This window comes from Candidatus Abyssobacteria bacterium SURF_5 (assembly GCA_003598085.1).
Taxonomy (GTDB): domain Bacteria; phylum Abyssobacteria; class SURF-5; order SURF-5; family SURF-5; genus SURF-5.
Genome location: QZKU01000013.1, coordinates 24,068 through 36,522, shown reverse-complemented (window position 1 = coordinate 36,522; position 12,455 = coordinate 24,068). Strand labels below are relative to the sequence as shown.

11 protein-coding genes, 4 tRNA genes, 1 pseudogene and 1 riboswitch are annotated in these 12,455 nt (G+C 55.4%); of the genes and pseudogenes, 1 reads left to right on the top strand and 15 read right to left on the bottom strand.

Translation table 11 applies throughout. The annotated features are described in order from the left end of the window. The 5 genes from tuf to C4520_01280 form a co-directional block, all read right to left on the bottom strand. Positions 1-180: elongation factor Tu (tuf, locus tag C4520_01300; GenBank protein RJP26087.1), on the bottom strand; the 180-nt coding region annotated here is incomplete at its 3' end. A 79-nt stretch (positions 181-259) separates the two neighbouring features. After that, positions 260-335: transfer RNA gene (locus tag C4520_01295), tRNA-Thr, on the bottom strand. Between the two features lie 27 nt (positions 336-362). Next, a tRNA-Gly gene (locus C4520_01290) sits at positions 363-438 on the bottom strand. Between the two features lie 13 nt (positions 439-451). Next, positions 452-533: transfer RNA gene (locus C4520_01285), tRNA-Tyr, on the bottom strand. A gap of 34 nt (positions 534-567) precedes the next feature. Continuing rightward, positions 568-642, bottom strand: a tRNA-Thr gene (locus C4520_01280). A gap of 161 nt (positions 643-803) precedes the next feature. On the opposite strand from C4520_01280, the gene C4520_01275 reads away from it, so the two are divergent. Further along, complete coding sequence (locus tag C4520_01275) at positions 804-1,844, top strand: diguanylate cyclase (protein RJP26086.1); 1,041 nt, start codon at positions 804-806, stop codon at positions 1,842-1,844. 46 nt (positions 1,845-1,890) lie between these two features. Here C4520_01275 and C4520_01270 read toward each other — a convergent pair. The 10 genes and pseudogenes from C4520_01270 to C4520_01225 form a co-directional block, all read right to left on the bottom strand. After that, positions 1,891-2,849, bottom strand: a pseudogene (locus C4520_01270) (molybdenum cofactor biosynthesis protein). A gap of 81 nt (positions 2,850-2,930) precedes the next feature. After that, complete coding sequence (gene moaC, locus C4520_01265; protein ID RJP26085.1) at positions 2,931-3,428, bottom strand: cyclic pyranopterin monophosphate synthase MoaC; 498 nt, start codon at positions 3,426-3,428, stop codon at positions 2,931-2,933. Further along, positions 3,412-4,446 carry an ATP-binding cassette domain-containing protein gene (locus C4520_01260; protein RJP26084.1) on the bottom strand — a complete coding sequence of 345 codons (1,035 nt, stop codon included), beginning with the start codon at positions 4,444-4,446 and terminating at the stop codon, positions 3,412-3,414. The genes moaC and C4520_01260 overlap by 17 nt, the downstream gene beginning before the upstream one ends. A 7-nt stretch (positions 4,447-4,453) precedes the next feature. Next, positions 4,454-5,149: an ABC transporter permease subunit gene (locus tag C4520_01255; GenBank protein RJP26083.1), complete on the bottom strand. Its 696-nt coding sequence runs from the start codon at positions 5,147-5,149 to the stop codon at positions 4,454-4,456. Between the two features lie 24 nt (positions 5,150-5,173). Continuing rightward, positions 5,174-5,983: a tungsten ABC transporter substrate-binding protein gene (locus C4520_01250; GenBank protein ID RJP26082.1), complete on the bottom strand. Its 810-nt coding sequence runs from the start codon at positions 5,981-5,983 to the stop codon at positions 5,174-5,176. Positions 5,984-6,266: 283 nt separating this feature from the next. After that, positions 6,267-6,388, bottom strand: a riboswitch (molybdenum cofactor riboswitch). Between the two features lie 25 nt (positions 6,389-6,413). After that, positions 6,414-7,391, bottom strand: coding sequence for a hypothetical protein (locus C4520_01245; GenBank protein RJP26081.1), 978 nt, complete (start codon positions 7,389-7,391; stop codon positions 6,414-6,416). A gap of 170 nt (positions 7,392-7,561) precedes the next feature. Next, on the bottom strand, positions 7,562-8,104 hold the full coding sequence (locus C4520_01240; GenBank protein RJP26080.1) for a zinc ribbon domain-containing protein: 543 nt from the start codon (positions 8,102-8,104) through the stop codon (positions 7,562-7,564). Between the two features lie 62 nt (positions 8,105-8,166). Beyond that, complete coding sequence (locus tag C4520_01235) at positions 8,167-8,964, bottom strand: SDR family oxidoreductase (GenBank protein RJP26079.1); 798 nt, start codon at positions 8,962-8,964, stop codon at positions 8,167-8,169. Between the two features lie 180 nt (positions 8,965-9,144). After that, complete coding sequence (locus C4520_01230) at positions 9,145-10,911, bottom strand: hypothetical protein (GenBank protein ID RJP26078.1); 1,767 nt, start codon at positions 10,909-10,911, stop codon at positions 9,145-9,147. Positions 10,912-10,915: 4 nt separating this feature from the next. Continuing rightward, positions 10,916-12,310 (bottom strand): magnesium chelatase, encoded by a 1,395-nt coding sequence (locus tag C4520_01225; GenBank protein RJP26077.1) that lies wholly within the window; start codon positions 12,308-12,310, stop codon positions 10,916-10,918. Positions 12,311-12,455: the final 145 nt, after the last annotated feature.

The window sequence follows — 12,455 nt, the reverse complement described above, 5'->3', positions numbered from 1 at the left end:
CCCCCGCTCCCGCTCTTCGGGCGCGTTGTCGATGTCCTCGAATTTCTTTACGTCCGCAAGCCCTTTATTCGACAGGCACCGCGTGATCGCCGATGTCAAGGTGGTCTTCCCGTGATCCACGTGTCCAATGGTGCCTACATTTACGTGCGGCTTCGTCCGCTCGAATTTTTGCTTGGCCATGTATCCTCCTGATCTTGGGCAAAATGCCCGCTATTAAACCATGCAGCTTCCGAAATCTTCTTGACCTGCTGCTTCACGATGGAGCCCACGACCGGATTTGAACCGGTGACCACGTGCTTACCATGCACGTGCTCTACCGACTGAGCTACGTGGGCATCGAGCTGCGCTAGGGAAGGCGACACTGGAGCGGGAAACGGGATTCGAACCCGCGACCCTCAGCTTGGAAGGCTGGTGCTCTACCATCTGAGCTACTCCCGCATTGTGTTCTCTGTGGGGAGAGGAGGATTCGAACCTCCGAAGGCATCGCCAACAGATTTACAGTCTGCCCCCTTTGGCCGCTTGGGTATCTCCCCAACGATCCGCCGCTGGACGGCATGTTCCTCATGCTGGAGCTGGCGAAGGGAATCGAACCCCCAACCAGCCGCTTACAAGGCGGCTGCTCTACCTTTGAGCTACGCCAGCATAGCCATCCACAGGCGAAAAATCTTATCAAGTTGCTCGCTAAAAGTCAAGCAGGCGCAGGAAACACTCCGACCTCATCAAGAAATTTTAACAGAAACGATATCAAATGTCAAGGCTGGATTCCTCTTGCTAACTGCTTGACATAGTTGTAAATATGTGGTATGCTCGTTCGCCGGAAGGAACCGAATCAGACAGTACTATTCCGCAACAGCACGCTGTACTCCCAGAGAAACTTACAGCTTATGATTGAATCAGATTGGCAGAGCCCACCGGTTCTCGTCGTTGATGACGAGCAGGTAATGCAGGATGTGATGAGGGATATCCTCTCGGATTGTGGATATGTGGTCGACGTCGAATCCAACGGCGAGAAGGCCCTTGCGCGGCTGAAAGAGACGGATTATGCGCTCATTTTTGCCGATGTCCGCATGCCGAAAATGGATGGCATGGAATTTCTCCGACGGGCAAGGCATCTCATTCCCGACCTGGACGTTATAATGATGACCGGCTACGCCACGGTCGATATCGCCGTTGAGGCAATGAAGCTGGGCGCAACCGATTTCATAACAAAGCCGTTCAACCTCGAGCATATCAAGCTGATCGCGGCCAGGGCGATCGAACGCAAGATTTTGAGGAGACAGGCCCAGGAAGTCGAATACTATAAGAAGATATCTCTCACCGACGGATTGACGGAGCTTTACAACCATCGCTATTTTCATCAGCTTCTACAGACCGAGGTCAGTCGAGCAAAAAGGAGTGGGCGCGCTTTCTGTCTGTTAATGATTGATGTTGACGATTTCAAGTCGTACAATGATTCACTGGGGCATCCGGCGGGTGACGAAGCATTGAAGTTCCTGGGCTGGCTTCTCAAACATCATGCTCGCTTATCGGACGCCGTCTGCCGTTACGGAGGCGAAGAATTTTCGCTTATCCTGCCGGAGACGAATCTGGCCGAAGGCAGGCAGGCCGCCGAGCGACTTCGACGGATCGTCGAGGAGACGGAATTCGACCGCCAGGAGATTTTGCCGGCCGGGAATCTGACCGTCAGTATCGGGTTGGCCTGCTATCCGGATGACGGCAAGTCCGCCGAGGAAATCATTCAGAATGCGGATCGGTCGTTGTATCAGGCGAAGAAAGAGGGTAAGAACCGGGTGGTCGCCTGGACGGATATGTCGGCAAGCCTTCCTTCCGAAAAAAAGATCTGATCAAGCTCGAAACTACGCATTCTGTAAACTATCTGGCGGACATTCCTTAACTTTTTCCACATTCTCCACCGCTTCCCCCCAGAAGCTCCAGCGCATGAGGAATAGCCGGGCTTATGAAGGAAAAACACTCGCGCACCGCTTTGGGGCTTCCGGGCAGGTTCACGATGAGGGCGCACCCCAATGTCCCTGCAACTGCGCGCGAGAGCATTGCGGTCGGGGCGACTTGCATGCTTTTCATCCGCATTACTTCGCTGATGCCGGGCAGTTCTTTCTCAATGACGGAACGGGTGGCCTCGGGGGTGACGTCACGCGGGGCGATGCCGGTGCCGCCTGTTGTAACGATAAGATCGGCGGCCCGCGCCAGTTCCCTCAACGCCGACGCAATCTGATCCCGCTCATCCGGCACGATCCGGCGCTCCAGGATGGTCCCGCCCATTGCTTCGATCAATTCGACCAGGAGCTCGCCGCTCTTGTCTTCGCGCTCGCCGCGCGAGCCTTTGTCACTGACGGTCAGAACGGCCGCGCGGAATTGTATGGACGAATGTTGGTGTTTCATGAGGCGCCCGATTTCTCTTCAACGATGATCTCATCACCAACTCTAATCGTTCCTCCTTGGAGGACGCGCACGAAGATGCCTTCGCGCGGCATGACACAGTCGCCGGCCTGATAGTAAATGGCGCAGCGGTCATGGCATTCCTTTCCGATCTGCGTTACTTCCGCGTAACATTGGCCGATGCGGAGGCGCGTTCCGACGGGGAGTTCATGGAGCACCAGTCCTCGCGTGGTGATGTTTTCGGCGAAGTCGCCGTATCCAACATCGAGCCCGGCGTCCTTCATTTTCTGGATGCTTTCCTCGGCGAGCAGGCTGACCTGCCGGTGCCATGGGCCGGCGTGAGCGTCGCCTTCGATCCCGTGGTCAACCCGAAGAAGAACGGAGTCAACCGGTTTCTTCCTCATCCCTTTGTTCTCGCTGACCGATACTGAAACGACGTGTCCTTTTTTCATTGAAGCTTTCTGCCTGTAGGGGATCCGTTCATGTAACCAAGGTGTATCAGGGCGGAGTCGCGGGCGATCCGGCAGCCGCCGCTATTGACGCTCCATTGTCTTTTGTTTTTTGTATGTTCCGCTCTTGCCGCCGGTCTTTTCGAGCAACTCGATTGCGGTAATAGTCATGTCTTTCTGCGCCGATTTACACATGTCGTAGACGGTAAGGGCGGCGACGGCGGCCGCGGTCAATGCTTCCATCTCAACGCCGGTCTTCGCCGTCACTCGCACTTCGGCGAGAATCTCGATCGTATCATCGGAACTGCGAAAATCTATCTTGACGTTCTCGATCGGGAGCGGATGGCACAGCGGGATGAGAGATGATGTTTTCTTTGCCGCCATGATGCCTGCGAGGCGGGCCACCTCGAAAACATCGCCTTTTTGAATCTTTCTGTCCTGCACAAGGCGCAGCACATCCGGCTTCATCTTGATTGCGGCCCGTGCGCGGGCGGTCCGACGAGTCGGTTGCTTCGGACCGACGTCAACCATTCGCGAGGCGCCACTTTCATCGAAGTGCGACAGCTTACGCGTTTTTGTCATTTTTGATGATCCTTACCGCGGTTGCATCAAAGATGCAATACAGGTTTTCGCCGAGCTTCGGACCGAACTGCCTGTGCAGCTCGTGCGAGAGGATAACGGTGAGAGGGACCCCGGCATCGAGAAGCAGTTTCACGCTGGAATCGTGCATGGACATTCCGGTAAGCTTTGCGGGAAGACAGTTGGCCCCCGGCGAATTCAGCGCCTGCCGGGAGATAATGATATCACGGGGATCGATCGAGACCTGAGCAACGCCAAGCGCGGAGGCGGACACTTCGAATCCGGTCGTGGAGTTCAAAGTGATGCGATGCGTTCCTTTATCATCAACGATGACGCCGGCATACAGGTTTTCGTAAATAAAATCCTCCACCCTTCCTTCATACAGGGGAATCACCCGCTGCGCAAGCGAGTCCGCCTGATGCTGATTATGGGTTGAGAAAACGATCGTCATGCTTTTCTGCGCGCCAACTTTTTCTATGAACGATTCGATTTCCTTGGTATGCTCGCGGTCGATGCTGGCCGTCGGCTCATCGAGCAGGAGTACATCCGGCTCGAGCGCAAGCGCGCGCCCAAGAGCCACGCGCTGTTGCTCACCGCTTGAGAGTTTTCGCGCCTCGCGCCTCTCAAAGCCTTCGAGCCCCGCCAGATTCAGAACTTCCTGAATTTTCTCCCGGACATGTTTTCGGGACGCTCCCCTCACTCGCAAGCCGTAACCGATGTTATAGGCAACGGATCGGTTGAAAAGGTATGGCGGATTAGAAACCATTGTGATCCGCCGCGAGAACTGAATGTGCCGGCCCGACCCATTCCACAACGGAACCGAATCAAAGAGGAGCCGGCCGCTCGTGGGCCTGTCGATGAGAGCGAGGAGTCTGAGCAGCGTCGTCTTGCCGGAGCCGTTCGGCCCGACAAGCGCGCACGTTTCTCCTTGATAAAAGCGAAGCTCCGGAATCGCCAGGGCGATCGTTCCTCCGTACGATCTGGTTACATTTTCAAGTTGGTATATGATTTGTCGCGTCATGCTGTTTCTAATACGCTCTTTTGAGGCGAAAACTTTGGACCACCGCGTTTACCGTCAGTGCGATCAGGATCAGAATCAGCCCGAGCGCGATCGCAAGAGAGAACTCACCTTTCCCCGTCTCGAGCGCGATCGCGGTCGTCATGGTTCGGGTATAGCCCTCAATGTTGCCGCCGAGAATCATTGCGGAGCCGACCTCAGCGATCACGCGGCCAAAACCAGCCACGACCGCAACGAGGACCGCATATCTCGCTTCGCTGATCGTCGCGACCGCCGATTGAATCGCCGTCGCACCCAGCGTGCGCGCGGTTTCGCTCACCCGCATATCAACGGCCTTCGTCGCCGAAAGAGAAAGCGCAGTGATAATCGGCGCCGCGAGAATGAATTGCCCAATAATCATTGCGGCCGGCGTAAAGAGGAGCCCATACACCCCCAACGGCCCCCTTCGAGAAACAAAGGAGTATACGATTAGGCCGACAACCACCGTCGGCATGGCCATCGAGGTGTTGAGCGCAATTTCCAGCTGATGCTTTCCGCGAAAATGGCCGGCGCCGATGATGAAGCCGAGCGGCACTCCCACGAGGCTGGCGAGCACAACGGCGGTGAGCGAGACTTTCAGCGAGGTCCAAACGACGACGGCGAGCTCGCGGTCAAGCGTGATAATCAGCCGGCACGCCTTGAGCAAGGCGTCAATCAGATAATCCATATCTTATCCAGTAAGAGTGAACATTCAGAAAGACCATTCTCGGTTCCGACCCGATGCCGGCACGGCAAGCGGGAAAAACAGTAGCTGATTGTTCATCTTGAACGAGCCGATGATATTCTGCCCTTCCGGTGACGTCATCCATCCGATCAGCAGCATGGCGCCCACATAATTTGTGTGGGCATGAAGCGCCGGATTGACGGCCATGATGCCATACGGATTGAACAGGTCGGGATCGTCCTCGTAAAGAACCTCGAGTTCGAGCTTATCGGAAAACGCAAGCAACGTGCCGCGATCGGTCAGGGTATACCCGTTTTTTTCGTCTGCCATCGTGAGAATGGCGCCCATTCCCTGGCCGGCTTCCAGATACCACTGCCCCCCCGGCTCGACTGCTGCCGCTTTCCACAGCTCCTTCTCTTTCTTATGGGTGCCGGAGTCGTCTCCCCGCGAAATAAACGGCGCCTTCGCCTTTGAAATCGCGCAAAGTGCTTCGGCGGCGGAAGGGCTTTTCGCGACTCCGGCCGGGTCAGACGGGGGCCCCACAATGACGAAATCGTTGTACATAACGTCGCGGCGATTCACGCCGAACCCCTTTTCAATAAATTCATCTTCCGCCTCGCGCGAATGAACGAGCACGGCATCAACGTCTCCGTTTTCACCAAGCTTCAGCGCCTTGCCGGTGCCGACGGCGATCACGTCAACTTTCATATTGTATTTCTTCTCGAACGGCGGCAGGAGCACCGCCAGCAGTCCGGAATTGTCGGTGCTGGTGGTAGTGGCAAGCCGAATACGATCTTGGGCAAGAGCGGGAAGAAGACCTAACCACAAAGACACCAAGACACAGAGAAGAAAGAGAAAATAACTCGATAATCTCTTTCTTGAGAAGAAGGAGAGTGACCTCTCGTTTTCTCGGCTTACAGTCTTACTCGTTCCAATTTCGCTGCTGATCAAACGCCAACACTACACTTTCTATTCGTGTATTCGTTCGAGTTCGTAATTCGTGTTCGGTTAATCTTCAATCCAAAGCGTGTCCCGGACTCCGATCCGGGATCTAAAGTCCGTCCCGGCTCTTGATCCGGGATCCAAAATAAAATCAGCCAGTCCCATACCTCGTGGAACTGGCGTTTGTCCCGTTTCTCCTTTCCGAGGATGGGTGGCGCAGAGGTTTCCCTCTGCACCTGCCGTTCAACCGCCATGGCATTTCTCCACCGCAGGCCTGTTGAATCGAAGAAACTGCGCTTATTATATCGTATGCAAAAGCACGCCGTCAATCTCGATCCAATTGTTCGGCGTCCCTGATCGGCAGGCCGCATTCTCTGCAGGAAAGAGCGCCCGATGAAATCCGATGACCATTCGGACATTCTCTTTTTTCAACTGCTGTGACTTGCCGGATCGCGGAATACCACGTCATGAATAAAAATGCATACAGCGCCATCCAGGAAGACGAGAAAAAGCGGATACTCGACGCCGAAATCTCGCCGATCCTCATCTTTGTCTGCCAATCCGGAGGGGCAAAAAGGGCGAAAGCAAGAATGGCATACCCAAAGCACAAACCGGTCATCAGCTTCATCCATTGCGGAGACCGGCGCAACAGGACATCCCGGATATCCCTGTGCTTCTTTTTTCTCGTGACATTTGCGATGCCGGCCAACCAAAAAAAAGCAAAAACAAGATGAGGAGCCCATGACATCGCTGCCATGGGGTGTATTCTGCCAAAGAAAGTCGCAACATGAGCAAGAAGACCCTGGACGAATCCCACTGCAGCCAAAGCCAGGAACGGATATCTCAGGCCTGGCAGCTTGCTTTCAGAATGAGAACGTTCCCGGCCGTCCCTCCTGCTGAATACCGAACAGAAGACTGCAAAGGCCGACACATAAAACAACATATACGCGCCGCCAAAAATTCGAGGAACCGTGGTAAGAATAGCGGTCGCAAAGAGGGGTTCTGCGGCTTTATCTATATCCATTCGCATGAGGGAACGCGTGAATAAGAGAAGGAATAAGAGATCGACGACCCACAAATAGAGGAACGTCAAGATGCCATACCCCGCGATGAAGGACGCCATCTTTCTTACCCACGGCGGCCCGCCGTGAAACACCTTGTGCCAGAATTTTTCGCCGCTCCCCTTGCCCTTAGCAAGCCACAGCGAGAGGATTGCTGCTGGTAGCCAAACTACAAAAATTCCATAATGGAGTCCAAAAAATAATTCGGAGAGTGGGTGTTCAGGATCTTCGGCAATATGCATTAGCACGCCGCCGCTAATCGGAACCAGCCAAACGAGTGAGCTAAGATGGATGGCTAGACTGAAAGCGAATCCTGCGAACGATAATACCATGAATGGGAAAACGAAGATTTTTGGGGAGCCTCTCGGATAACCCTCGATTCCACAAGCTGTCTTTCTATCGTTCATCTCCATTATTCCCGTCCCAAGCCATCGATATCTGTCGCCGGCATACCACATTTCTCGCAGAATTTCGCTTCTGGAGAAAGAGGATGTCCGTTCGGACAGCGCCGGAAAACCGGAAGGCTCTCCACCTTCACCGCCGAATACATGATCGCCAGCGCCGCCGAATAGAATGCCATCCAGTGGCCAGAGAAACCGCGATGAATAAGGGAGGGAACCTCTGCATTTCGGCCGCGACCCAAAAAAATAAAGAGGACGAAATTGATCATGGCATAGCCGAAGAAGAAGAGAGCCATTCGCTTCATCCAGGGGGGGCAGCCACGAAGCGCCCCTTTCCAAAGATCCCTTTGCTTGTATTCGCGCGTGAGTGGCCCCATGACCAAAACGGCGGGAATCCAGACAATGAAAATGCCGATATGGAGAAGCAAGAATGATTCCCCGAAAGGAGGAGGTATCGCGAGTAAAGCAGAAACGTGGACAATAAGGCTCAAAATGAGCCCCAGGACCGACAAGGCGATAAATGGATAGAGCAGTCTTTTCAGCAGGCTTTCCATCGTTGCTTTTCTTTCATCGCCTCGGCCCATACCTGCTGTCCGCTGGTATCAACGGATAATTATTATCCCTTGCAGGTCAGGCCGCCGTCGACCGGCAGGAGGACGCCGGTGATATATTTGGACTCGTCCGATGCCAGGAACAGCGCGGCATATGCGACGTCCCACGCCTCGCCCATGTGGTTCATCGGCACGGCGGCATCCCGCATCCGGATCAAATCTTCTTTCGCGATGCCGAGGCGGGAGGATATTCCCTCGATCGCCATCGGAGTGTTGATGAGGCCGGGCAGAATTGCGTTGGCGCGAATGCCCTGGTGCGCGTACTGCATTGCGAGCGAGCGCGTGAATGCGTTGACGCCGGCCTTGGAGGCGCTGTAGGCGATCATCGGATACGGCGCCATGCGGATCGACGCGAGCGAAGAGATATTGATGACCGAGCCGCTGCCCTGGCTCTCCATGTAGGGCAGCACATATTTGCAAGTGAGAAACATGCTCCTCAGGTTCACGGAGAAAACCTTGTCCCAATCCTGCTCGCTCAACTCGACCGGTCCGCCGCCCTCGCCGATGCCAACATTGTTGTGGAGGATATCGATTTTCCCGTACTGGTCGATGCACGCCTTAGCCATCTTTTCACAATCCCGGGGAACGGTGACGTCGGCCTGAAAGGCAAATGACTTTCCGCCTTCCGCATCGATTGCCTTCTTTGTCTCTTCAGCCGATTCGAGCCGGTTGTCCACCAGCATGACCGACGCGCCCTCGCGCGCAAACAGGATGGCTGTCGCGCGGCCGTTGCCCATCGTATCGCCCGGAGTTGAGCCCGCGCCCACCACAATCGCCACTTTGTCTTTTAATCGCTTGGCCATAATTGTCTCCTTCGTGCCGCGGCCGGAATGACGGATTTGTTTTGCAGCATTATACATCAGTCGGAACAGAAATGAAAAAAGGGCGAGGCTTGGTCTTTCCCGGGTTAAGGTGCTTTCGCTAAAGCGATATCGGAAGGAGCAGAGGTGCGCGCGGTCAATAAAGCATAAGATGGATTCCCGCTACGTGATCAGCCTTTTCCGGCGGGAAACGAAATCCAGCAGCAGATATTCGCCGAGCCGCTGAGGGGAGGACAAGAATGCGCGTCCTTTGTTGACGCGCATCATCTGCTCGACGAAACTCACCAGCGCCGGTTTCTCATCGAGCATGAAGATATTGATGGTGATTCCCTTGCGGGTGAGGCGGACGACTTCCCTCATGGTTTCGGCGAAAATCTCGGGGGTGGGCGGATAATCGACAAAGAGGTCACCGTCCCGGCAGAAGGCAGTCGGCTCGCCGTCGGTGATGAGGATGATCTGGCGGTTTTTTGCATGTTCTCGCGAGATCAATTTCTCGGCCAGTTGCAGGCCGTCCTGAATATTGGTGAACGGGTGTCCGAGCGAAAGTCCCACGCACGGGAGGTCCTGAGTGGACAGCTCGCGCGCGTACGTGGCGAAGCCGACGATGTGGAGCGTATCGTTCGGGTACCGCGAGCGGATCAGGCTGTCGAGGGCGAAGACCACCTTCTTCGCCGCCTGCAGCTTGTTGTTCTGCGCCATGGTATAGCTGAGGTCGAGCATCAGCACGTTCGAGCACTCGACGGTTCGCGACTCGTCAAAAACCTCGAAGTCGCCGGGCCGGATGCTGATTGGAATGCGGCTCGCGTCGCGCTTGAGCGCGTTCATGAGCGTTTTTCCGAGATGGATGTTGAAGGCGTCGCCGAAGCCGTATGTTTTGGTTTCGTTCGTATTCGGCTGGCCGGCTCCTTTTCGGGCGACCTCATGGGCGCCAAGGGTTCCCGTCCGCAGGTTCGAGAAAACATCCGAGAGCGCCTTTCGCCCGATGCGCCTGACCGCGCGCGGGCTCAGCTTGATTTCATCGCTGCTGAACTCGAGGTAGCCCGCCTGCAGGAGCTTGTCCTGCACCTGCTTGAGGAAATTGACATTCGACATCGCGCCGCCCCCGAGCATCTCCGCCAGCAATTCCTCGTCAGCCGGCGAGAGCAAGCCCTTGCGCAGACGGTTTTCCAGCCGCTCAATCCTGAGAACGCGCTCGACGATTTTGACGGCTTCTTTGAGCCCGACCCCTTTGTGGCCGGAGAAACCGGGCTGCGCCTGAGCCCGCTCGATTGCGGCAATTTCGTCCGCGAGCGCGGTGAGCTGCGCCAGAGCCTGCCCGACCGCCGCATCGGCGGCCTCGTACTTCTTCAATTTCTGCAGCGCCTGCCCCGGCGAGTGCGGCACGCGCTGGAGCGAAGCCAGTCGCTGCGCCTCCTGGCGGCGCATCTCCTGCCATTCGTTCTCGATCTGGTGTTTCTTCAGATACAGGTCTTCATAAGAATTCTCCATCCGCGCGATGGCCTGATCGGAGGGGCGGCGCTCTCCGGAACGCATCTCCTCCAGCTTTGCGGCAAGATCGGCCGACTGGTGCAGGAAATCCTCCATTTTCGAATTATGGTCCTGTTCGGCGCAATGGCTCCTCTCGTTCAAGGCCCGAAGTTCCTCCCGCACAAGCGCCTGTATCTGTTTGCGCAACTGCTGTATCAATGGCTCGAAGGTATATTCCGACTGAAGGCGGCGGCGCAGCGAATGTGAGTCCGCTGCCAGACGATCCAGTCCGTCGACGGAGTCGCCGTATTTCTCCTTGACTCCTTTCTTAGAAAGTTTGAGCATCGCCTGCTCCAGGGAATTTTCCTCGAGCGCATGTTCTGCAAGCTCGTCCATGATGGTGTCGGCGTCCGGAAGGGCTTGATAAGGCTGGGCAGGGGCGGAGTACTTATAAGTGTTCATCGGATTACCCTTTATACCGAAGTTTTCCGCCCACTGACTCCTTATGGATTTGCTGATGGAGGTACAATCCTTCGAGAATGAATTCGGCGGCCGAGGCGTACATTGCCGGCGTGCAATCCCCGCACAACGACCGGGCAGCGGATTCAAGCGCCTCAATCTCCGAAAATTGCTGCAGGTACTGTTCCGACTCGAGCGAGTCCGATACCACCGCCGTCGCGCCATCATGAAACGCTTTGACGACTTCGCCGAGTGAACTTATATTGAAGTACTTGTCGAACGTCTCCTTGATTGCCGCGCTGATAAGGTGATTGACAAGTCTGTCTTCCTTGCCGTCGAAAGAGAACGATTCCAGCTCCAGCTTGCCGCTGGTTGACGAGACAATCGAGGGCAGGTCGCTTATCCTCGGGACCGCCTCTTTCTCGCCCAGCCTGATGGCGCGCTTTTCGGCGTTGCTGAGGAGACACTCAGTGTTGCTGATCGACATGCGCACGCTCACGCCGGAATGCTGGTTGACGTCCGGGTTCTGCCGCGCCAGAAACGTGATCTGCGTGAGGATGTCCCGCATGAACTCCGGCAACACGACCACATAGCCGTTCTCATCGAAGCGCCGGCGTTCCTGCTCGACAATGCGCGCCTCGACGTCCTGATTGGATGGATAATGAGTGCGGATCTGCGAAGAATAGCGATCCTTGAGCGGAGTGATGATGCGGCCGCGGTTGGTGTAGTCTTCCGGATTCGCGCTCGCGACGATCAGCACATCCAGGTTCAGTCGAACGAGGAATCCCTTGATCTGGACGTCGCGCTCCTGCATGATATTAAAGAGGCCCACCTGCACCTTTTCGGCGAGATCGGGCAGCTCATTAACTGAGAAAATACCCCGGTTCACCCGCGGAATCAGCCCGAAATGTATCACCTCTTCATCCGAGAGATACTTGCCTTCGGCCACCTTGATCGGGTCGACCTCGCCGATCAGATCGGCGACAGTCACATCCGGAGTGGCGAGTTTTTCGGCATAGCGGCGGTCGCGGCCGATCCATTCTATCTCCAAGGCATCCCCGAGTTCTCTCGCTTTCTTCCGGCAAGACGTGCAGATGGGCGCGAACGGATGATCATTGATCTCGCACCCTTTGACAATGGGTATCTCCTCGTCAAGAAGGTGGATCAGATTCCGGATCAGTCGCGACTTTGCCTGGCCTCGTTCGCCGAGAAAGATCATGTCGTGCCCCGACAGTATTGCATTCTCCAACTGCGGAATCACGGTATATTCATAACCGACAATATCCGAAAAGAGCGGCTCGCCGCGTTTCAATTTGGCAATAAGATTCTTCCGCATTTCCTCGCGAACCGAGAGAATACGGTATCGCGATTTTCTTAATTCTTTGAGAGTTTTTGGTTTCATATCCTAAAAAATTTGTATTTCCGGTCGAGCCGGAGCCTGTAATTCGAGATAAAACACCACTACAATTATAAATGCGATTTGCAGGATGTGTCAATACGAGGGACAGTCGTTTGCGCGAGAACCCGAAGACGAATTCGACCGGAAG